19 protein-coding genes and 1 pseudogene are annotated in these 20,094 nt (G+C 70.5%); 8 read left to right on the forward strand and 12 right to left on the reverse strand.

Annotated elements, in window-relative coordinates:
- Both AB0G63_RS35025 and panB read right to left on the reverse strand, forming a co-directional pair.
- A partial coding sequence (locus AB0G63_RS35025) for an ATP-binding cassette domain-containing protein (RefSeq protein ID WP_360758759.1) occupies positions 1 to 765 on the reverse strand: 765 nt, incomplete at its 3' end.
- 518 nt (positions 766 to 1,283) lie between these two features.
- Positions 1,284 to 2,159 (reverse strand): 3-methyl-2-oxobutanoate hydroxymethyltransferase, encoded by an 876-nt coding sequence (panB, locus tag AB0G63_RS35030; protein ID WP_360758761.1) that lies wholly within the window; start codon positions 2,157 to 2,159, stop codon positions 1,284 to 1,286.
- A gap of 203 nt (positions 2,160 to 2,362) precedes the next feature.
- Here panB and AB0G63_RS35035 point away from each other — a divergent pair, with 203 nt between their 5' ends.
- The 4 genes from AB0G63_RS35035 to AB0G63_RS35050 all read left to right on the forward strand — a co-directional run bounded on the left by AB0G63_RS35035 (position 2,363) and on the right by AB0G63_RS35050 (position 7,329).
- Positions 2,363 to 3,952, forward strand: coding sequence for an MFS transporter (locus tag AB0G63_RS35035; protein ID WP_360758763.1), 1,590 nt, complete (start codon positions 2,363 to 2,365; stop codon positions 3,950 to 3,952).
- A 201-nt stretch (positions 3,953 to 4,153) separates the two neighbouring features.
- Complete coding sequence (locus AB0G63_RS35040; RefSeq protein WP_360758765.1) at positions 4,154 to 4,783, forward strand: TetR/AcrR family transcriptional regulator; 630 nt, start codon at positions 4,154 to 4,156, stop codon at positions 4,781 to 4,783.
- Positions 4,784 to 4,969: 186 nt separating this feature from the next.
- Positions 4,970 to 6,019 carry an endonuclease/exonuclease/phosphatase family protein gene (locus tag AB0G63_RS35045; RefSeq protein WP_360758767.1) on the forward strand — a complete coding sequence of 350 codons (1,050 nt, stop codon included), beginning with the start codon at positions 4,970 to 4,972 and terminating at the stop codon, positions 6,017 to 6,019.
- A gap of 95 nt (positions 6,020 to 6,114) precedes the next feature.
- Entirely contained in the window at positions 6,115 to 7,329 is a 1,215-nt protein-coding gene (locus AB0G63_RS35050) for an MFS transporter (protein ID WP_360758769.1), read from the forward strand.
- A 150-nt stretch (positions 7,330 to 7,479) separates the two neighbouring features.
- On the opposite strand, the gene AB0G63_RS35055 is transcribed toward AB0G63_RS35050, so the two are convergent.
- Complete coding sequence (locus AB0G63_RS35055) at positions 7,480 to 7,794, reverse strand: hypothetical protein (RefSeq protein ID WP_360758771.1); 315 nt, start codon at positions 7,792 to 7,794, stop codon at positions 7,480 to 7,482.
- Here AB0G63_RS35055 and AB0G63_RS35060 point away from each other — a divergent pair.
- Together AB0G63_RS35060 and AB0G63_RS35065 are read left to right on the forward strand one after the other, a co-directional pair.
- Complete coding sequence (locus AB0G63_RS35060; protein ID WP_360758773.1) at positions 7,778 to 8,194, forward strand: DUF4232 domain-containing protein; 417 nt, start codon at positions 7,778 to 7,780, stop codon at positions 8,192 to 8,194. The two genes, AB0G63_RS35055 and AB0G63_RS35060, sit on opposite strands and share 17 nt — an antisense overlap.
- 130 nt (positions 8,195 to 8,324) lie before the next feature.
- Complete coding sequence (locus tag AB0G63_RS35065; protein ID WP_360758775.1) at positions 8,325 to 8,858, forward strand: VOC family protein; 534 nt, start codon at positions 8,325 to 8,327, stop codon at positions 8,856 to 8,858.
- 12 nt (positions 8,859 to 8,870) lie between these two features.
- Here AB0G63_RS35065 and AB0G63_RS35070 read toward each other — a convergent pair.
- Both AB0G63_RS35070 and AB0G63_RS35075 read right to left on the reverse strand, forming a co-directional pair.
- Positions 8,871 to 9,218, reverse strand: a pseudogene (locus AB0G63_RS35070) (ATP-binding protein); the annotation flags it as partial.
- Complete coding sequence (locus AB0G63_RS35075; RefSeq protein WP_360758777.1) at positions 9,215 to 9,439, reverse strand: hypothetical protein; 225 nt, start codon at positions 9,437 to 9,439, stop codon at positions 9,215 to 9,217. The gene AB0G63_RS35075 and the pseudogene AB0G63_RS35070, both read right to left, overlap by 4 nt.
- 133 nt (positions 9,440 to 9,572) lie before the next feature.
- On the opposite strand from AB0G63_RS35075, the gene AB0G63_RS35080 reads away from it, so the two are divergent.
- Together AB0G63_RS35080 and AB0G63_RS35085 are read left to right on the forward strand one after the other, a co-directional pair.
- Positions 9,573 to 10,436: a helix-turn-helix transcriptional regulator gene (locus tag AB0G63_RS35080; protein ID WP_360758779.1), complete on the forward strand. Its 864-nt coding sequence runs from the start codon at positions 9,573 to 9,575 to the stop codon at positions 10,434 to 10,436.
- Positions 10,429 to 10,686 (forward strand): DUF397 domain-containing protein, encoded by a 258-nt coding sequence (locus tag AB0G63_RS35085; RefSeq protein WP_360758781.1) that lies wholly within the window; start codon positions 10,429 to 10,431, stop codon positions 10,684 to 10,686. The genes AB0G63_RS35080 and AB0G63_RS35085 overlap by 8 nt, the downstream gene beginning before the upstream one ends.
- A 70-nt stretch (positions 10,687 to 10,756) precedes the next feature.
- Here AB0G63_RS35085 and AB0G63_RS35090 read toward each other — a convergent pair whose 3' ends face one another.
- The 7 genes from AB0G63_RS35090 to AB0G63_RS35120 all read right to left on the reverse strand — a co-directional run bounded on the left by AB0G63_RS35090 (position 10,757) and on the right by AB0G63_RS35120 (position 20,084).
- Entirely contained in the window at positions 10,757 to 11,785 is a 1,029-nt protein-coding gene (locus tag AB0G63_RS35090) for a DUF6215 domain-containing protein (RefSeq protein ID WP_360758783.1), read from the reverse strand.
- A gap of 145 nt (positions 11,786 to 11,930) precedes the next feature.
- Positions 11,931 to 13,976 (reverse strand): NAD(+) synthase, encoded by a 2,046-nt coding sequence (locus AB0G63_RS35095; RefSeq protein WP_360758815.1) that lies wholly within the window; start codon positions 13,974 to 13,976, stop codon positions 11,931 to 11,933.
- 180 nt (positions 13,977 to 14,156) lie between these two features.
- Positions 14,157 to 14,768 carry a hypothetical protein gene (locus AB0G63_RS35100; protein WP_360758785.1) on the reverse strand — a complete coding sequence of 204 codons (612 nt, stop codon included), beginning with the start codon at positions 14,766 to 14,768 and terminating at the stop codon, positions 14,157 to 14,159.
- Between the two features lie 20 nt (positions 14,769 to 14,788).
- Positions 14,789 to 16,027 carry a hypothetical protein gene (locus tag AB0G63_RS35105; RefSeq protein ID WP_360758787.1) on the reverse strand — a complete coding sequence of 413 codons (1,239 nt, stop codon included), beginning with the start codon at positions 16,025 to 16,027 and terminating at the stop codon, positions 14,789 to 14,791.
- Positions 16,024 to 16,734 carry an ATP-binding cassette domain-containing protein gene (locus AB0G63_RS35110; protein WP_360758789.1) on the reverse strand — a complete coding sequence of 237 codons (711 nt, stop codon included), beginning with the start codon at positions 16,732 to 16,734 and terminating at the stop codon, positions 16,024 to 16,026. The genes AB0G63_RS35105 and AB0G63_RS35110 overlap by 4 nt, the downstream gene beginning before the upstream one ends.
- A gap of 116 nt (positions 16,735 to 16,850) precedes the next feature.
- The gene (locus AB0G63_RS35115; RefSeq protein ID WP_360758791.1) at positions 16,851 to 17,522 is read right to left on the reverse strand and encodes a hypothetical protein; all 672 of its coding nucleotides are present in this window, start codon (positions 17,520 to 17,522) and stop codon (positions 16,851 to 16,853) included.
- A 615-nt stretch (positions 17,523 to 18,137) separates the two neighbouring features.
- On the reverse strand, positions 18,138 to 20,084 hold the full coding sequence (locus AB0G63_RS35120) for a S53 family peptidase (RefSeq protein WP_360758793.1): 1,947 nt from the start codon (positions 20,082 to 20,084) through the stop codon (positions 18,138 to 18,140).
- Positions 20,085 to 20,094 lie beyond the last annotated feature (10 nt).

Raw genomic sequence — 20,094 nt, forward strand, 5'->3', positions numbered from 1 at the left:
GTGATGATCACGGGCGACAATCCGCTGACCGCGAAGGCGATCGCCGAGGAGGCGGGCGTGGCTGGCCTTCAGCTCGTCGACGCGGCCGCCGGCGATCACCTTGCCGCGGTCGACGACGGTCAGCTCGCCGGCGAGCTGCTCCGCCTCCTCCATGTACTGCGTGGTCAGCAGGACCGTCACGCCGTCCCCGACCATGGCCTTGACCTCGTCCCACACCTCGTTGCGGGTGCGCGGGTCGAGCCCGGTGGTCGGCTCGTCGAGGAACAGCACCTCGGGCCGCCCGATCATCGACGCGGCGAGGTCGAGCCGCCGCCGCATGCCGCCGGAGTAGGTGTGCACCGGCCGCCGGGCGGCGTCGGTGAGCGAGAACCGCTCCAGCAGTTCGTCGGCGCGCGCCCGGGCGTCCCGGCGGGACAGGTCGAGCAGCCGCCCGATCATGTACAGGTTCTCCCAGCCGGGGATCTTCTCGTCGACGGAGGCGTACTGACCGGTGAGCCCTATCACCCGGCGCAGCTGCCGGGGCTGGCGCACGACGTCGTGGCCGGCCACGGTCGCCCGGCCGGCGTCGGGGGCGAGCAGGGTGGACAGGATCCGCACGAGGGTGGTCTTGCCGGCGCCGTTCGGCCCGAGCACACCCATCACGGTGCCCTCGCGCACGTCCAGGTCGACGCCGTCCAGCGCCTTGGTCTCGCCGTAGTGCTTGACCAGCCCCCGCACGGTGACGGCCAGACCGCCGCCACTGGGTTCGTTGTCGATTCGCGTCATGCCGAAGACGCTCCCAGCCCCGGCCGACACCCCACCGACACGCTCCCGTCACCACCGACAGTCCTCCGACACGCCACCGACACCCCACGTGGTCACCCGCCGCCGGAACCGCCCGGCGACGGTCGGCGGACCGCCCCGGGCGGCGGTCAGCAGCCCGCCACGCCTCGCGCCGCTCGGCAGCCCGCCCGGCCTCGGCCGCCGGGGCCGCCCGTACACCGCTGGGCGACCGCGGGTAGACCTTCCGCAGGTCGCCCCGGGCCGCCCCGTCGGTAGACCGCCCGGTCACCCGCCGCCAGTACCGACCGGCCGCCCGCCCGACACCCCGGCGCCCGACACCCCTGCGCCCGACACCCCGGCGCCCCCGACACCGCCCGGCGACAGCCCACAGGCGCCGGAAAAGGCGACAGCCCGCCGACGGGGGAAGATCGGCGGGCTGCCTTGGTGCCGTAGTGGCTCAGTGCACGGAGCCGCGACTGCACGGAGTGCCCCGTGCCGCGACGGCTCCGTGGCTCAGTGGCTCAGTGGACGGAGTGCTCCTCCGCGGGGAACACGCCGCCGGTGACGTCCTCGGCGAAGTGCTTCACGGCGTCGGTCATGACCGTGCGCAGGTCCGCGTACTTCTTGACGAACTTCGGCACCCGGCCGGAGGTCAGCCCCAGCATGTCCGTCCAGACCAGCACCTGCGCGTCGGTGTCCGGACCGGCGCCGATGCCGACCGTCGGAATGTGCAGCACCCGGGTCACCTCGGCCGCCAGCTCCGCCGGCACCAGTTCCAGCACCACCGCGAACGCGCCCGCGTCCTGCACGGCCTTCGCGTCCCGCAGCAGCTGCTGGGCGGCCTCCTCGCCGCGGCCCTGTACCCGGTAGCCCATGGCGTTGACGGACTGCGGGGTGAGGCCGATGTGCGCCATGACCGGGATGCCCGACTCCACCAGCAGGCGGATCTGCTCGTGGGAGCGTTCGCCGCCCTCCAGCTTCACGGCGCCGACGCCCGCCTCCTTCACCATCCGGGTCGCCGAGCGCAGCGCCTGCACCGGGCCCTCCTGGTAGGAGCCGAAGGGCAGGTCGCCCACGATCAGGGAGCGCCGCGTGCCGCGCACCACCGCGGCCGACAGCATGGTCATCTCGTCGAGGGTGACGGGCACGGTCGTGTCGTACCCGAGGTGGCAGTTGCCCGCGGAGTCGCCGACCAGGATCACCGGGATCCCGGCCTCGTCGAAGACGGAGGCGGTCATGGCGTCGTACGCGGTGAGCATCGGCCACTTCTCGCCGCGCTCCTTGGCGAGCGCGATGTCGCGGACGGTGATGCGGCGCGTGCCCTTGCCCCCGTACAGCGCCCTGCTGCCGTCGGAGGGCCCGTTCTGCACGGTCTGGGCAGCCGAAAGCTGCGTCATTGCAACGGCTCCTTCAGTCATCTCGAGGCGCCCTGCCGGCGTCCCCGGATCCCCTCCATGGTGGCACCTCGCGACAGGCAGGACCAGTGGGGGATCCGTCACGTGAGGACTCACATAAGGCACGTGAGGACTCACGTAAGGACTGGGCAAAACATTTACGATACGGCACGGTCTCGTATCGGAAGGCGCCTAGGCTGGACGTCATGACCACTCCACCCGTTGCGGCCGGCCGCATACCGGAAGCGGTGCACCGGCGCCGCTGGGCGATCCTCGGCGTGCTGATGCTGAGCCTGCTGATCGTCGTGCTCGACAACTCGATCCTGAACGTCGCCATCAAGACGATCTCGACGCCGGCCCCCACCGGACTGGGCGCCACGCAGAGCGAGCTGGAGTGGGCGATCAACGCCTACACCCTCGTCTTCGCCGGACTGCTGTTCACCGCCGGGCTCCTCGGCGACCGGCTGGGACGCAAGAAGGTCCTGCTCGGCGGCCTCGCGGTGTTCGGCATCGGCTCCGCCCTGGCCGCCGAGTCCGGCTCGCCGGCCCAGCTGATCCTCTTCCGCGCCGTGATGGGCCTGGGCGCCGCGTTCGTCATGCCGGCCACCCTCGCCGTCCTGATGAACGTCTTCGAGCGCAACGAGCAGCCCAAGGCCATCGGCATCTGGGCCGGCGGCGTGGGCCTGGCCATCGCCATCGGCCCGATCACCGGCGGTCTGCTCCTGGACCACTTCTGGTGGGGCTCCGTCTTCCTCATCAACGTGCCGATCGTGCTCCTGGCGCTCGCGCTGATGCTGTGGCTGGTACCCGACTCCCGCGACCCGAAGCCCGGCCGCGTCGACCCGGTCGGCGTCGTGCTGTCCGTCGTCGGCCTGGTCCTGCTCGTCTACGGCATCATCAAGGGCGGCCAGCTCGCCGACTTCACCGACGTCACGGTGCTGGCGACCATCGCCGCCGGCCTGCTCGTACTGGCCGGCTTCGTGTGGTACGAGAAGCGCAGCGACCACCCGTCCCTCGACGTCACGTACTTCAGGAACCGGGTCTTCTCGGCCGCGATCGGTGCCATCGCGCTGGTCTTCTTCGCGCTGATGGGCGTGACCTTCTTCTCGGTCTTCTACATGCAGAGCGTGCGCGGCTACACGCCGCTGAAGTCCGGCGTGCTGATGCTGCCACTGGCCGCCGCCCAGATGATCTTCGCGCCGCGCGCCCGGCTGCTCGTCGACCGCTTCGGCAACAGGGCGACGACCACCGGCGGCATGATCGTCATCGTGGCGACCCTGGCCGCGTTCGCCTCCTTCCAGGCGGACACCCCGATCTGGGTGCTGGAGGTCGTCTTCTTCCTCATGGGCACCGGCATGGCGCACATCATGACCCCCGTCAGCGTCGTCATCATGCAGGCCCTGCCGCGCGAGAAGGCCGGCTCCGCCTCCGCCCTCAGCAACACCTTCCGCCAGGTCGGCGGCGCGCTCGGCATCGCGGTCCTGGGCTCGGCGCTGTCCACGGCCTACCGCAACGGCATCGAGGGCAAGCTGGGCGCGCTCCCGGCCGGCCTGCGGGACACCGCCGGAGAGTCCATCGAGGCCACGCTCGGCGTCGCCGCCAAGCTCGGCCCGCAGGGAAGGGCGCTGGTCACGCCCGCCAACGACGCGTTCCTGCACGCGATGCACGTGACCGCGCTGTGGGGAGCGGGTGTGGCGGCCGTCGGCGTGGTCGTCGTGGCGCTCTTCCTGCCGGGCAGGCAGCCGGCCGGTCAGGAGAACGAGGCGGAGCAGGAGTTGGTGACGGCGACGGAATGACACCTTCCGCCCTTCCGGGTACGACGACATCCCCGCCGGGCATGCTCGACGTACCCGCGCAGGACGACCGGACGACCCGCGACCGGACGCCCAGCCGCTCGGACGGCCGAACGCCCAGCCGCCCGCACGTCCGAACGCCCAGCCGCTCGGACGGCCGAACGCCCGGACGACCGGTCCGCGATGACGAGAGGACCCAGTGAAGTGAGCCTGGCCGACAGCCCAGTCGCGCCCGAGGTGCCCGTGCGGGGACGCCCCCGCAGCGAGGCGGTCGAGCGTGCGATCGTCGAGGGCGTGATGAAGCTCCTGGAGGAGGGCGTGCCGCTGGCCGAGCTCTCCATCGAGCGCATCGCCCGCACCGCCGGGGTCGGCAAGGCCACCATCTACCGCCGCTGGAGCGGCAAGGAGGCCCTCTTCGTCGACGTCATCCGTACCGCCGAGCCCCCGGACCCGCTGCTGCCGGGCACCTCGATGCGCGACGACCTGGTGGCGCTGCTGGAACAGCAGCGCCGGCGCGGCCTGTTGACCCGGTCCTCGGTGCTGCTGCACAACGTCTTCGCCCAGATGAAGTCCAGCCCGAAGATCTGGGCCGCGTACCACGGGACGGTCGTCGAGCCGCGCCGCAGGCTCCAGGTGGAGATCCTGCGCCGCGGGCAGGCCGGCGGCGAACTGCGCCCGGACGTCGACGTGGAGCTGCTGAGCGACCTGTTCGTCGGCCCGATGCTGCTGCGCACCGTCATGCGCCCGGACGCCGACCTGCCCGAGGGCCTGTCCGAGCAGATCGTGGACACGCTTCTGGATGGGCTACGGCCCGTCAGTTCGCCTGCCGCGTAGGCCGTCTGTGCGCGTTTCGTCACAGAGCGCGCTTTCCCGCGCGGCCCGCGGAACCCCCGCGACCGGTTGCGTCGTCCCAGTGCCTGTACGGCCGCCCAGGGGCGGCGAGAACGGAGCCGATCATCCCCTAGGGTCTTAGGGCACGGGGGGACGTACGGTGTGCACGGCAGGCAGTGAGGCGACGGTATGGCGCAGCAGGCGTACATGACGGAAACGGAGAACGGAGGCCCGGGTCCCGGGCGCCGGGGAGCCACGTTCCGGCGCCTGCTCGGCCGACTGGTCGCCGGCTGGCGCGGGGACCCCAGAATCTGGCGGCGCGGCATCGTCCTCGCCGCGCTCGCGGTGATCCTGGCGCTGGTGATGCTGCTGCACGCGCGGATCCCGAACGCGATCGGCAACACCGGCAGCCTCACCGAGACGTTCCTGCCCTGGCTGGGCCTGTTCGTCCCGGTGCTGCTGCTGCTCGCCCTGGTGCGCAGGTCGGCCACCGCGCTGATCGCGCTGCTGGTGCCGGCGGTCGTCTGGCTGAACGTCTTCGGCGGCCTGCTCACCGACAAGACCGGCGGCGGCGGCGACCTCACCGTCGCCACGCACAACGTCAACGCCGACAACCCCGACCCGTCGGCCACCGCCCGCGACGTGGCCGCCTCCGGTGCCGACGTGGTGGCCCTGGAGGAGCTCAGGGCCTCGGCGGTGCCCGTCTACGCGAAGGCGCTGGCCTCGACGTACCCGTACCACTCGGTGCAGGGGACGGTCGGGCTGTGGAGCAAGTACCGGATCGCCGGCGTGAAGCCGGTGGACATCAAGCTGGGCTGGACCCGCGCGATGCGCGCCACGGTCACGACCCCCTACGGGCCGATCGCGGTGTACGTCGCCCACCTGCCGTCGGTGCGGGTGAAGGTGGAGGCCGGGTTCACCGCACGGCAGCGGGACAAGAGCGCGGACGCGCTGGGCGAGGCCATCGCCGACGAGAAGCTGCCCCGGAAGATCCTGCTCGGCGACCTCAACGGCACCATGAACGACCGTGCCCTGAAGGCCGTCACCTCCCAGATGCGCTCCACGCAGGGCGCGTCGGGCAGCGGCTTCGGATTCAGCTGGCCGGCCACGTTCCCGATGGCGAGGATCGACCAGATCATGGTGCAGGGCATCGAGCCGGTGACGTCCTGGACGCTGCCGAGGACCGCGAGCGACCACCTGCCGGTGGCGGCCCGGGTGAGGCTCGACACGAGCTCCTGACCCGCCGGAATACCGGCCCGGGGAGATTTTGTTCCGCCATTGAACATAAACTGGTCCGGAACTTCGCTCTCCCCTGGAAAGGCACAGGCCCCTCCATGCCTCTGGCCCTGCTCGCCCTGGCCGTCGGCGCCTTCGGCATCGGCACCACCGAATTCGTGATGATGGGCCTGCTGCCCGACGTCGCCGACGACCTGCACGTGTCCGTCCCCGGCGCCGGGCACCTGGTGTCGGCCTACGCGCTCGGCGTCGTCGTCGGCGCCCCGCTGCTCGCCGCCGGCACCGCGCGCCTGGCCCGGCGCACGGTCCTGATCGGCCTGATGGCGCTGTTCGTCGCCGGCAACGCGCTCTCGGCGCTCGCGCCCGGCTACGACTGGCTGCTGGCGGCCCGCTTCCTGAGCGGACTGCCGCACGGCGCCTTCTTCGGCGTCGGCGCGGTCGTCGCCACCACCCTGGTCGCGCCGGAGCGCAAGGCCCGCTCCGTGTCGCTGATGTTCCTCGGCCTGACGGTCGCGAACGTCGTCGGCGTGCCGGCCGCCACGCTCATGGGGCAGCACCTGGGCTGGCGGGCGACGTTCCTCGGCGTCAGCGCGATCGGCCTCGCGGCGATCACCTCGCTGGCGCTGCTGCTCCCGCACGACCACACGCCCGCCCCGGCCGCGGGCCTGCGCGGCGAGCTGGCCGCCCTGCGCTCCCTTCCGGTCTGGCTGGCCCTCGGCACGACGGTGGCGGGCTTCGGCGCCCTGTTCGCCGCGTACAGCTACATCACCCCGATGCTCACGGACGCCGCCGGGTACGCCGACGCCAGCGTCACCGTGCTGCTGGCCCTGTTCGGCGTCGGCGCGACCGCAGGCAACCTGCTGGGCGGCCGGCTGGCGGACCGCTCGATGCGCGGCACCCTCTTCGGCGGGCTGACCTCGCTGGCGGCGGTACTGCTCCTCTTCCCGGTGCTGATGCGCGCCGAGTGGAGCGCGGCGGCCGCGGTGACCCTGCTCGGCCTGGCGGCGTTCGTCACGGGCTCCCCGCTCCAGCTGATGGTGATGGAGAAGGCGGCGGCCGGCCCCTCCCTGGCCTCCTCCGCCAACCAGGCCGCCTTCAACCTGGCCAACGCCGGCGGCGCCTGGATCGGCGGCCTGGCCCTCGCGTCCGGTTCCGGCCCGACCTCCCCGGCACTGGCGGGCGCGGCGCTGGCCGTCCTCGGCCTGGGCGTGGCGGGCACGGCGTTCGCGGTGGACCGGCGCCGCGAGGTCGTCCGGGTGGGCCGCGTGGTCGCCGCGCACGTCCCGGACGAGCCGGCGATGTCGCACCACTGACCTGGGCTCCGCCTCCTGAACGGTTGTGGGGCACCGTCTTCCGGCGGACCCGTACTTGATCGGTAACAGAGCTCCGGGGATGGCCAGTTATGGGCGATTCCCGGTGCAGAATCGCCCTGCTGTCGAAACGACACAGACCATGCACACCGATCACGGGGGAGACACCATGAACGCCACTGCCCGCAGAAACGGCGAGAGCCGCAGCGGTTGGAGGGCCTGCGCCCTGGGTGCGGCGGCGATCGCCGCGCTGCTGACAACCACGGCGTGCCAGTCCGGTGGCGGCGATACCGCGGCCGAATCCAAGTCCTCGGCCCGGCCCAGCGCGACGAGTTCGGCGACGGCGACCGCGACGGCGACGCCGCCCGGCGACAGCGGCGGCGAAAGCGAGGAGAGCGGGGACACCGGCGGCACGAGCGCGTCCGGCTTCCCCCTCTGCACCCTGGAGGACTTGTCGATCTCGGCCACGGACTACGACGCGAAGGGTGACCCGGTTCGGCGCATCCTCCTCGTCGCCACCAACACGGGCGACAACAAGTGTGACGTCCAGAACGCCCCCGAGGTCACGCTCGGCGACGCCAAGAGCCCGGCACCGGTCCTGGAGGGTGACGCGGCCGAGGAGCCCTTCAGCCTCGCTCCCGGCGAGAAGGCGTACGCCGGTCTGCTCGCCACCGGCGGCCACATGGACAGCTACGACGTGAAGTCCATGACCCTCACCCTCGGCAGCCCCGGCGGCGAGACCAAGGCCGAAGACCCGATCAACGTGTCCATGCCCGTCGCGTCGTTCCCGGCCGACGACGGCCAGCGCGTCACGAACTGGGCCGCCACCGAGGGCCTCGCCATGCGCCCGGTCACCAGCCGGTCCTGACGGACCTTCACCCCGCCCTTCCTGGACATCGGCTCGGTTGCGGCGCGAGTGCGCCGATGTCCAGGACAGGAACTGACCTATTTGCTGTCCATCGTCGCTGCCGGCAATCAACGTCAGCGAAAGGACCGCGATGATCGAGCAGACCAGCGCCGCGCCGGAGGGCTACACCACCGTTGCTCCCTGGGTCGTCACCGACGACACGGGGGCATTCCTCGACTTTGTGGCCCAGGCGTTCGGGGGAGACGAACTCGGGCGGGTATCGACCGAGGACGGCCTGATCGGGCACGGTGAGATCCGAGTCGGCGACACCGTGGTGCTGGCCTTCGACCGGCGCGCGGACTGGCCCACCATGCCGAGCCTGCTGCGTGTCTTCGTCGCCGACGCGGAGGAGGCGTTCTCACAAGCCGTCGCAGCCGGCGGCCGTGTCGTCACGTCCCTGGCCGACGATGCCTTCGGACAGCGTGGAGGGCGGATCAAGGACCCCTTCGGCAACATCTGGTGGGTGGTCAGCCGGGTGGAGGACGTCTCCGAGGACGACATGTGGAAGAGGCTGCGGGACCCCGTGTACGCCGCGGCCATGCGGGTGGCTCAGGAGACACTCGACGCCGAGCTCGGCGGTCGGCCCCGGGGACGCAGCAGTGCGCCCGTCAGGACGACCGGCTGACCCATGATGTCGTTCTCCCAGTTCGCACCAGACCGTCTTGCGGTCCGCTCCCTGGTCGACGCCCCATCGTCGGGCGAGTGCGTCGACCAGGGTCAGACCGCGGCCCGACTCGGCCGTCTCGGCGGCGGACAGGAGCGTCGGCAGTGCGCGGGGGTCCGGATCGGTGACCTCGACGCGGGTGTGGCCGTGGGGCGTACTGGTGACGCGGACGGTCACCGGGGTTCCCTCGCCGAGATGGTCGATCACGTTCGTCACCAGCTCCGTGGCGCACAGCAGGACGTCGAAGTCCAGGTCGCGGAGGCGCTGGCGCAACTCGGGCACGGCCTTCGGGGTGGCGAGCAGGCTGAGTTCGAAGGTCATCGGTCGGCCGCCGTCCTGCGGAGGGCGGTGGCGAGCGCGTGGGCCGTGGCGGTGTTGCAGTTCCCGAGCGCGACGAGACCGGCGGGCGGGGAGTACGTGCCCGCGAAGCTCGGCAGGTCCACGCGGAGGGACGGCAGCGTGATGCCGTGCAGGGCGAGGGCGGTGCGCAGGTTCTCGACGCAGAGGGTGACGTCGTAGGGCGTGGGGGAGCGGTCGGGCATGGGGGGTGACAACCTTCTGAGCGGTGTGTGACGAACACCTCACAGACTGTCGCCGGGCCCGCTAGCGTGGAAGGCGATTCGCGTCCGCGACGCGAACGGCGGAAACGGCACGGTGAGTTACGGCGGTGAGCACATGGTCCGACGCAAGGACATCGACGGTTCGATCAGCGTCCCCGACTTCTACGGCAAGGAGTTGCGGTGGAAGCGGGAGGCGGCGGGACTGTCGCTGGAGGCGTTCCTAGAAGGCAGCTTCTACGGCAAGACGTACCTCAGCGACATCGAGCGCGGGCAGCGCCGGATGCCGGTCGATCTGGCCCGCCATGCGGATCGTGTGCTGGGCACCGACGGTTTCTTCGAGCGGCGTTGCGAGGACGTGCGGAGGGCGCGGAGAGCCGGGCATCCCGTCTATTTCGAGAAGGTCTTGGAGGCGGAGAAGTATGCCTTGACCATCGAGGAATGGTGCCCAACGCTCATCCCAGGGCTGCTCCAGACTCCGGCCTACGCGCGGGCCGTCATCCTGGCGGGCCTCCCGCTGTCCGCCGACGCCGAGGTGGAGGAGAAGGTCAACGCCCGGATGGCGCGCGCCGACCTCTTCGAGGCAGACCACAGCACCCCGGAGTACTGGGTCATCCTGCACGAGTCGTTGATCACCGAACCGCTGCTGGGGGCGCAGGACATGAGCAGGCAGCTTGACCGCATCGCGGAGCTGGCGGACCGGCGCCGAATCACTCCGCAGATCGTCCCGCGAAATCAGAAGGCGTACCCCTTGATGGCCGCCTCCATCATGACCATGACGTTTCCGGATGCTCCGCCCCTCGTATACACCGAGGCGTCCTACAGCGGAGACACCGTCGACGATCCAGCCCTCGTGGAGCGGTACCGCAAGGCATACGATCGGCTCAGGGCCGTAGCGCTGTCACCAGACACGTCCCTGGCCATGATCAAGGCGGCGGCAGAGGATTATCGAAGTGGCAAGCAACGGGATCGACTTGAGTGACGCTCTCTGGTTCAAGAGCAGCCACAGCAACGAGGACGGCGGCAACTGCGTCGAGGTCGCCAGCGACTTCCCAGGCGCCGCCCTGTGGCGCAAGTCCACCTACAGCAACGGCAGCGGCGGCGACTGCGTCGAAGTCGCCGACAACATCCCCGGCCTGGTCCCCGTCCGGGACTCAAAGGCCCCCGACGGCCCCGCCCTGCTCCTCACCGGCGCCGCCTGGGCCCCCTTCGTCGCCTCGCTCAAGAGGTGAACGGCGGCCCGACGGGGCGGTTGTCGGTGGCCTGCGGTACTGACCTTCAGGCGGGTGGAACAGACGACCCTCAAGCAGCGTTCTGCTCCGGGATGGCGGGAAGCACCTTCTCGGCGATGTCGAGGAGCACCCTGTCGTCCGGGAGCGCTCCGGACTTGCTCCAGACGGTGATGTCGTAGGAGCCGCCCCGGTCCTTCCGGTCGAGGGCTACGGACAGCGTCCTGGTCGGCGGTCCCTGGGTGACCGGGCCTGCGGATTCGCCACCCCCGAGACTGATCTCGAACTGCGCGGTGTGATCCGAAGTGAAGACCGCGGGCCGGCCGAGAACCGTGACTGTCTTGAGGTCCTTCTCGACCTCGTCACCCGCGATTTTGATCAGCTTCACGTACTGGGCGGTCGACAGCTCGTCGTAAGTGGCCGAGAGGTTCACGGTGTATGTGTCGAACGTGATCTCGGCCTCCGGCTGGGCGACCTTCCTGTCAGTCAGGGGAGCGGTGCCGTCGGTGCCGGAAGCCGTGGACGCGGTCTCTCCGGGCGTTCCGAGGAGCCGGGCCAGGTCGGGCCGGTTGAGCGCCTCGCACAGCTCGTCACCGGTCACGGGCCGGGGCGTCTTCTCGTAGGCCTTCGGCGGCTTCTCGTGTTCCGTACCGGAACACGAAGCGGGCTGCGGCGTGCCGTCGTGGGACGGCAGCACGCGTTGACCCACCCACAGCACGGCCCCGACTACCCCGAACAGGGCCACGGCCGCGACGGCTTGGCCCCACGCGTTGGGCTCCTTCTGCGGCGTGTTCGGGCCGGGACGCGTTCCGGCTCCGGCCAGGGGCCGGGCCTGAGCTGGCGCCTGGGCGGCGGCGGTGTCGGTCACCGCCACGTCCGTGGAGGCCGCCGGGCCCGTGTTCCGCCGTGCGCGAAGCGCCCGCGTCACCATGTGGACGCGTATCGCGGTGAACACCAGGAACACCACACCGATACCGGCCCCGACCCAGGACCGGTCGTGGACGGCGAGATACATGAGGCGCAGGCCGAGAACGGCCCCGATCACGATGAGCAGGGGTTCGCGGACCCAGAACGGCAGGACGCGAAGGAGTAGACCGAGCATTCGTTGATCTCACCATGTCAAGATCGCGTTCGCCGTGGTGGAAGCCACAGTTCCGGGAAGGATCCGGGAAGCCGGGTCCCCGGCCCCACGCGCTCGGGTCGGAGCTCGGTGCTTGCCGACTGGCGGGGGCCCGTGCGCCCGTCGGTCAGCGCTCCGCCTCCGCGTCGTCGAACCGGGCCAGGTCCCGCAGCCAGGCCCGCGCGTTGCCGTCCGACGGGGCGCGCCAGTCGCCGCGCGGGGAGAGCGAGCCGCCCGCCGAGACCTTCGGCCCGTTCGGCATGGCCGAGCGCTTGAACTGGGCGAACGCGAAGAAGCGGCGGCAGAACACCTCCAGCCAGCGCCGGATCTCCGCGAGGTCGTAGGCCACCCGCTTGGCCTCCGGGAAGTTCGGCGGCCAGGCGCCGGCCTCCGGGTCGTGCCAGGCGTGCCAGGCCAGGAAGGCGATCTTCGACGGCCGGAAGCCGTAGCGCAGCACGTGGAAGAGCGTGAAGTCGTGCAGCGCGTACGGGCCGATCTTCGACTCCGTCGACTGCATCTCCTCGCCGGGGACCAGCTCCGGGCTGATCTCGGTGTCGAGGATCGCGGCGAGCGTGCGGCCGGTCTCCTCGTCGAACTGGCCGCTGCTGATGACCCAGCGGATGAGGTGCTGGATCAGCGTCTTCGGCACCCCGCCGTTGACGTTGTAGTGGCTCATCTGGTCGCCCACGCCGTACGTGGACCAGCCGAGCGCCAGCTCCGACAGGTCACCGGTCCCGAGGACGATGCCGTCGCGCTGGTTGGCGAGCCGGAACAGGTAGTCGGTGCGCAGTCCGGCCTGCACGTTCTCGAAGGTGACGTCGTACACCGGCTCGCCGGAGGCGAACGGGTGGCCCATCTCCTTCAGCATCAGCCGTGCCGTCGGCGTGATGTCCAGCTCGGCCGCGGTGACGCCGAGCGAGTTCATCAGCTTGTGGGCGTTGTCCTTGGTGTGGTCGCTGGTGGCGAACCCGGGCAGGGTGAACGCCAGGATGTCGCTGCGCGGGCGGCCCGCGCGGTCCATGGCGCGGGCGGCGACGATCAGCGCGTGCGTGGAGTCGAGGCCGCCGGACACCCCGATGACCACCTTCGGCCCGCCGATCGCGGCCAGCCGCTGCTGGAGGCCCGCGACCTGGATGTTGTACGCCTCGTAGCAGTCCAGCGCGAGCCGGTCGGGGTCGGCCGGCACGAACGGGAACCGCTCCACCCGCCGCCGCAGCCCGAGGTCGGTGAGCGGCGGCTCCAGCGTGAACGTGACGGTGCGGAAGTCGCCGGTGCGCGCGCTGTGCGTGCGCCGGTTGTCGTCGAAGGTGCCCATCCGCTGCCGTTCCTGCCGCAGCAGGTCGAGGTCGACGTCGGCGACGGCGTACTGGTCGGCGAGCGGGAAGCGGTCCGACTCGTCGAGCAGCGCCCCGTTCTCGTAGATCATGGCCTGCCCGTCCCAGGACAGGTCGGTGGTCGACTCGCCCAGGCCGGCCGCCGCGTAGACGTACGCGGCGAGGCAGCGCGAGGACGCCGAACGGCACAGCAGCCTGCGGTCCTCGGCCCGCCCGACCGTGATGGGGCTGCCGGAGAGGTTGACCAGGACGGTCGCGCCGGCCAGCGCGGCCTCCGCGCTCGGCGGCACCGGCACCCACATGTCCTCGCAGACCTCGGCGTGCAGCACCAGCCCGGGCACGTCCGCGGCATCGAAGAGCAGGTCCACCCCGAACGGCACGGCCTCGCCGCCGACCCGGATCGTCCCGCCGCGCTCGTCGTCGCCCCCGGCGAGCTGCCGGCGCTCGTAGAACTCGCGGTAGTTCGGCGGGTACGACTTCGGCACGACACCGAGGATCCGCCCGCGGTGCACGACCACGGCGCAGTTGTAGATCCGGTTGCGGTGCCGCAGCGGGGCGCCGACGACCAGCACCGGCAGCAGCTCGGCCGACCCGGCCACCACGCTCGCGAGGGCCGCCTCGACGCCGTCCAGCAGCGCGTCCTGGAGCAGCAGGTCCTCGATCGAGTAGCCGCACAGCACCATCTCCGGGAAGACCGCGACGGCGACCCCCTCCTCGGCACACCGGCGCGCCTGCCGCAGCACCGCCTCGGCGTTGGCGGGCGGGTCGGCGATCACGGTGTGGCCCGTGCAGGCGGCGACCCGCGCGAAGCCGTGCTGATAGATCGACCAGAAGTTCAACGGAGACGGAGACACGACGCCAGTGTAATCGTCAGACCGACGCGATAGTCGTGCGGGATGCGTCGACGCCGTATGACTGTCGACTGGACAGGAGATGAGTGACGTCGTCGGCGCCGCCGCCCGGAAGGTCGCCGGTGGCACCGACCGGCATACGGGAGCCGGCGGGCGAAGACGCCGGAGTCAGGCACCGGCGGCGGGCAGCCCGGCAAGCGGACGCGTGTCCCAACGCGTGTAGCAGGCGAGGGCCAGCACGGCCAGACCAGCGGTGACCAGTGCGGAAGTCATCGAATCCAGGGGCTGCACGAGAACCGCCCAGAACCGCGCACCACGGCTGTCGTCGACGCCTGCGAGCAGTTCGGGCAGGGCCACGACGAGAACCGCCAGCCAGGCGGCGCGATGTCCCACGCCGACCGAGGCGAGGGCCGCCACCGCGGTCAGCAGCACGGCGTTGCGCAGCATGATTCCGTGCCAGGCAGGGGCAGCGAGCGGCAGCATGGCGGCCGCGGTGGCCGTGGCACTTGCCAGAACAGTCGCGTACCAGCTTACCCGGGCGCCGTACAGACGCCGTCGCGGCGTCCGGGCTTCGAGATGCGGCATCGGGTTGTCCAAGAGGAGTCCGACCGCGAGCGCGGCCACCGCGGGCGCGAACGGGGCCAGAGGCTGCCGAGCCGACATCGCCAGGGTCGGCACGTCGCACGGTGTCACCACGGCCGCCAGCAAGACCGCGAGGCTCGCGCCGAGCAGGGACACCAGTGAGCAGCGCGATGCCATGAAACCCAGTGCGGGCTTCACGGCGCCCAGAGTCGGTGCCCTCATGGTGTCACCCCGTCCGGGTAGGTGGGAGTCGTCCGATCGCAGGCCCATGCCCGGGCGTAGGCCTCCTGGACCCAGGCCCGCTGCGTAGCGGTGTCCAAGGAGCGCAGTTGCTGCACCGGTTGCGGGGGATAGCGGCCCGGTGCATCGGTGCCGAACTCCCGCAGGAACCAGCCGTACAGAATGGCCTGGCGCTCCACCTGCTCACTTGTCGGACGGGCACAGCCCGTCTGGATGGTGGCGGCCATGACCAGTGCGGCCGGTGGTACGTGCGTACGCCCGTTGACGGCAGCCACGGAGATGACGCCGTCCCGGCGGTCCGGGATCCTGACCGAGTCACCTGCCGCGATGACGTACGTGACCGGAGGTTCGACTCCCCATGCCCGCATGCGTCGTACGACCGGGGTCAGGCTTGCGGCGACTCGGGGGTACAGCGACTCGAAGCCGTCGCCGGCGCACACGGTGAGCCCGTCGGCCTGGCGGGCACAGTGTGCGGCGGAGACAGCCGGTTTCCAGTACGAGCGGCCGGAGGCGGCGGCAGGCACGGTGACCAGCGAGAGGACGAGCCCTGCCACGAGCAGGCCGCGCCGGAGAACAGTGGGCAACAGTTGCCCGAGTACCACGACGAGCACTCCGGCGTAGACAGCCGCCTGCAAGGCGTAGCTCGACGTCACCGGCTGCCAGCCCAGGAGGCTGCTCGCGGAGGTGAACCACATGATGCGCTGGGCCTCGGCACCGGACAATACGACGGCGACCAGGGCGAGGGTCAGCAAAGGAGCCGCGAAGACCCAGCGCAGATACCAGCCGACCAGCGCACCCAGGGCGCAGAACCCCCAAACGGCGATGTACTGCACCGCGATGATCAGCGGCTGCACCGGGCCGACGGCGTCGGAGAGGGAAGCGGCCATGAGGTGGACGGCAAGGAAAAGGGTGTGCAGCATGGTCCACCAGGTCGCCGCTCCGGCCCACACGGCGAAGACATTGGCGCTGCCACGTGAGGGACCGGTGAGGAAAGCGTCCAGTCGGCGTCGTGTGAGCCATGCCTCCCACGCCACCGTCCCGGCGATCACGGCTCCGCCGAACACCAGCCACTCGCCCGCGAGGACTGTGGCCCACGGCCACTCGAAGCGGAATCGAGGGCTGGGATCGCCCAGCCGGAGGAGCAGCTCGATCACTGCGGCGATCGCAAGGAAGAACGGTGCGTAGGACGTGCGGGTCCAGATCCGCCACAGGGTCATTGCGCATCACCTCCGCGAGGGCCGGTCAGCTCCAGGAAGGCCTGCTGCAGGGATCCGGAGCCGCCTTCGGCACGGGCGGACAGCTCTGAGACCGGGCCGGTGAAACGCGCCTTGCCCTCGCTCAGGACGACCAGGTTGCCGCCCATGGCCTCGGCGTCCTCCAAGAGGTGGGTACTCACCACGACCGTCGTCGTCCGAGCCAGTTCGGGCAGCAGAGTGCGCAGTTCGGCACGCTGGTGCGGATCCAGCCCGGCCGTCGGCTCGTCCAGAAGCAGCAACGCGGGGTTGTGGACCAGAGCCTGGGCGATGCCGGCGCGGCGCAGGAGCCCGCCGGACAGGGAACGCATACGGTCACCGGCGCGGTCGTCGAGGCCGACGCGCTCCAGCGCTCGCCGGACGCTGCTTGCCCTGATCGAGCGCGGTACACGATGCAGCCAGGCGAAGTGCTCGACGAAGTCCGTCACGGTGAACCGGGGCGGGAACCCGAAGGACTGCGGCAGATATCCGATGTCGCCCACCGAAGGGCTGATGGTGCCGCGCTGTGGGCGGAGTTCCCCGAGGACGAGCCGGAACAGCGTCGTCTTTCCAGCGCCGTTGACACCCGCGACGAAGTTCATACCCGGTGTGAGCATCGCACTGACCCCATGGAGCACCGGGCGTCTGCGGTAGCCGAAGTGGACGTCGGTGAGGGTGACGGTTGGTTGCATGGCTGCCGATCCGCTGAGAGGGTGGGGGGCCGATGCGCGGGGCGGGTCGCAGTCGCCCCGCGCATCCTCAGATCAGTCGTTCGCCCGATCGGTCACGGACCGGGGCGAGGAGCCGATCAGTTGTAGTGCGAGCCGCGGATGATCGTGGCCGTGCACTTATCCTTGTGCCACTTCACGTCGATGCAGCCCTTGAGGGCGCCGCGGCCGCTGTTGTACTCGGGATGTACCTCGTCCCACTGGTACCAGTACTGCCAGGTGGTGTTGGCGTTCTCGCGGCCGGTTTCGCTGTGGTCGGTGTGATACCAGGCCGTGGAGCAACTGGCGCTGGACATCGATGTCGGGTAGCAGCTCTGTGTGTTGCCGTACCAGTCGGCCCGGCCGTACACACCGCGTTCCCGGTCGGGGTCGCCGCCCGGTTCCATGAGGTGGATCAGGGCCTCGATCCGGGTGCCGCGGTTCAGGTCCTCGACCACGCCGCGGAAGTGACCACCCCACTTGACGGTGGAGCCGTAACCGCTGGCAGTGTAGTCGGGCCAACTGCCCCCTGGCATGGTCGCAGCCGCCGCCGCATTCCCCACCAGACCGGTGGTGTGGTCCGGCGTGTTGGTGAAGACGGAGTGGGCGATGGCCGGCGTGTCGGTCTCCTGTTCGGTGAAGTCGGCGTCGTAGGTCGCGTCGGCGGGGTCGGCGTCGTCCGCGAAAGCGAGGACGGTGGGACCGGTGACGAGGGCGGCGATGGTCGCAGCCCCCAGAGCGGCCAGGCGGAGCGATGCAGAAGTGCGTCTCACACGGGTTCCTTCGGCAGGGCGCCCGCCGGTGGTGCGGGCGCGCACGGAGGTGGTGGTCATGCCTGCATGCAGGTTGATCGCGCTCGTCGATCTTCGACTCCCGCACAGGAAACGCACAAGTGAATAAATGGAACTTGATGAAAATCTGATCCTGGAAGCAATGGTTCCGTCAGAGAATGTGTGTTGACCGGTAAAGTCGATGCGAGTCGGTCGCAGGAGGATTGGGTGATCGGCTGATTTCTCCGAAATTCCGCCCTTGCGTGCGCCTTGGCTCTACGTGGTTCATTTCAATCAGCGTATGGAGGTGCAGTTTTGTCACTGTGGTGGGGACGAAAATGGGCAACTCGGTTGAAGCGCGTTGCCTCGATGCGAGGCTCGTCGAATTCCGGGGCGGGCTCGGCGAAACTGGAAGGCGTTCCGCCGGCCAGTCATACGGAGGGCGCGTCAACGGAATCGGCGGAGGGCGGGCAAAGGCGCTGCCCCCATTGCGGCAGTACCGACACGATCAGTCCCGTCTGTGGGTTGTGCGGAGCTCAACTGCCGCGATCGTCGTGAAATGCGAAATGCGCCTGCCCCTCTCGCCGAGAGGCAGGCGCATGATGCGTCGAACGGCTGTCAGCGCAGCCGGTACGACTCCACGTAGCCGTTCGCGGGGGTGCCCACGCCGGTGACGTCGTCGTAGCCCTTCACCGCGGACAGCGAGCTGTCCTTGCCGAGGCTGCGGACCGAGGTGATCAGGCCGTCCGTCGCGTCGTAGCCGTTCGCGAAGTCGACGCGGGCCACCGCCAGGTCGTTGCCCGTCGGCCTGTCCGTGACGTCGTAGTACACCTTCGACCCGTACCGGGCGTAGATCAGCGGGTTGGCGAAGCCGATCGCCTTGCCGCCGCGGGCCTCCTGGGCGAGCGCCTGGACGGCCGCGATGACCGGCGCGGCGAGCGAGGTGCCGCCGATGCGGTACTCGTCATAGCCGAGCGTCCCGTCCGGCAGAGTCTGCGTCTGGCCCACCTTGAAGCCGGTGTTCGGGTCTCCGACCGCCGCGATGTCCGGCACGACTCGGTTGCCCGCCGGGTCGTTGGCCGTGGCGAGCGCGTTCGGGACGACACCCTTCTGGTAGTCGGGCTCGGCGACCGTCCTGCTGGTGCCGCCGCCCGCACCCGAGGTGAACACGCCGGGGAAATTCACCCAGCTCGTGCCGTCGTCCGACAGCACGGCCTTCTCGGTGCCCCAGCCGGTCTCCCACAGGTACTTGTCGTCCTTGCCGACGGCCAGCGAGGTACCGCCGACCGCCGTGACCCAAGCCGAGTTGGCCGGGGTGTCGACCTGCTTCACCTTGGTGTTGGCGACCTCGTCGCCGTTGTCGCCGGAGGAGAAGTAGAAGCCGATGCCCTCGACGGCGCCGAACTGGAAGACCTGGTCGTAGGCGGCCGCGAGGTCCGGCGTCTGGTTGGCCTCGACGTCGCCCCACGAGTTGGACACGATGTCGGCGAGGTGGTTGTCGACCACCTTGCTGAGCGTGTCCAGCAGGTCGTCGTCGTAGCAGGACGCGGCGCCCAGGTAGGTGACGTCCGCGGCCGGCGCGACCGCGTGCACGGCCTCGACGTCGAGGGTCTCCTCGCCGTACCAGCCGGCGGCACCGCACTCCTTGGGACCGGTGTGCGTGTACTTCTTGGGCAGCACCTGGTGCAGCTGGGTGGTCCTCCAGGCCGCGTCGCCGTGCTTCTTCGCGTAGGTCTGCGCATCGTAGGCGATGTACGGCGAGGAGTACGCGTCGGTGATGGCGACCCGGACACCCTTGCCGGTGTACTTGCCCGCGCCGTAGGCGGCGCGCAGCTGCTTGCCGGTGTAACCCTGAACCGCGTACGGGATCTTCCCGCCGTAGGCGTCCGGCAGCGTGCTCGCGATGTTCGAGCCGTAGTACGAGGAGAACGGTCCGGAGTTGCGGAACACCGTCTCCGGCGGGGGCAGTTGGTCGTCGTGAGTGGCCTTGTGCGGGGCGTTGTCCAGGCCGGTGACCGTCAGGACGGCGCCCTTCAGGCTTTCCGGCACCGAGGCCGTCTTCGCGGGCGCGCGGTAGGTCCGGGAACCCTTGACGTAGTTGTGCAGCTGGGTGCCGAAGGCCTTCTCGGCGGCGGCGACGTCCCCGGTGACGGTGACGTAGTGCCGCGTGACGCCGGTGACCTTCAGGCCCGCGGACCTCAGCCACGACTTGACCGCGGCCACCTGGGCCTTGGTCGCGCCGAAGCGGGCCTGCGCCTTACCGGCGCTCAGGTAGTGGCCGTACTTCGCCGACTCGGGGTCGGAGACGGCCTTCGCGTAGGCGGCGAGGCCGGAGGCGTCCCGGCCCGCCAGATAGACCCGGGCGGTGACCTGGGCGCCGTCGGAGGCGGCGCCCTTGTCGGCCTTGGCGGTGGCCCACGCGGGCTTGGTGCCCACGAGCGCGTCCCGGCCCGGGTGGTCCGCGGCGTGCGCCGCGGGTATGCCGAGCGCCAGCGCGCCGGCGAGCATCGGCAGTGTCGCTGCCAGGCTCACTCCGGCGCGCATCTTGGCGCGGTTTGATCTCATAGAACCCCCT

Source organism: Streptomyces sp. NPDC020996 (assembly GCF_040641355.1).
Taxonomy (GTDB): domain Bacteria; phylum Actinomycetota; class Actinomycetes; order Streptomycetales; family Streptomycetaceae; genus Streptomyces.

Excerpts from the sequence above, each read along its gene's own strand:
- panB (WP_360758761.1), bottom strand. The coding sequence starts at position 2,159 with ATGACGCAGCTTTCGGCTGCCCAGACCGTGCAGAACGGGCCCTCCGAC.
- AB0G63_RS35035 (WP_360758763.1), top strand. The coding sequence starts at position 2,363 with ATGACCACTCCACCCGTTGCGGCCGGCCGCATACCGGAAGCGGTGCAC.
- AB0G63_RS35045 (WP_360758767.1), top strand. The coding sequence starts at position 4,970 with ATGGCGCAGCAGGCGTACATGACGGAAACGGAGAACGGAGGCCCGGGT.
- AB0G63_RS35050 (WP_360758769.1), top strand. The coding sequence starts at position 6,115 with ATGCCTCTGGCCCTGCTCGCCCTGGCCGTCGGCGCCTTCGGCATCGGC.
- AB0G63_RS35065 (WP_360758775.1), top strand. The coding sequence starts at position 8,325 with ATGATCGAGCAGACCAGCGCCGCGCCGGAGGGCTACACCACCGTTGCT.
- AB0G63_RS35075 (WP_360758777.1), bottom strand. The coding sequence starts at position 9,439 with ATGCCCGACCGCTCCCCCACGCCCTACGACGTCACCCTCTGCGTCGAG.
- AB0G63_RS35080 (WP_360758779.1), top strand. The coding sequence starts at position 9,573 with ATGGTCCGACGCAAGGACATCGACGGTTCGATCAGCGTCCCCGACTTC.
- AB0G63_RS35090 (WP_360758783.1), bottom strand. The coding sequence starts at position 11,785 with ATGCTCGGTCTACTCCTTCGCGTCCTGCCGTTCTGGGTCCGCGAACCC.
- AB0G63_RS35105 (WP_360758787.1), bottom strand. The coding sequence starts at position 16,027 with ATGACCCTGTGGCGGATCTGGACCCGCACGTCCTACGCACCGTTCTTC.
- AB0G63_RS35110 (WP_360758789.1), bottom strand. The coding sequence starts at position 16,734 with ATGCAACCAACCGTCACCCTCACCGACGTCCACTTCGGCTACCGCAGA.
- AB0G63_RS35120 (WP_360758793.1), bottom strand. The coding sequence starts at position 20,084 with ATGAGATCAAACCGCGCCAAGATGCGCGCCGGAGTGAGCCTGGCAGCG.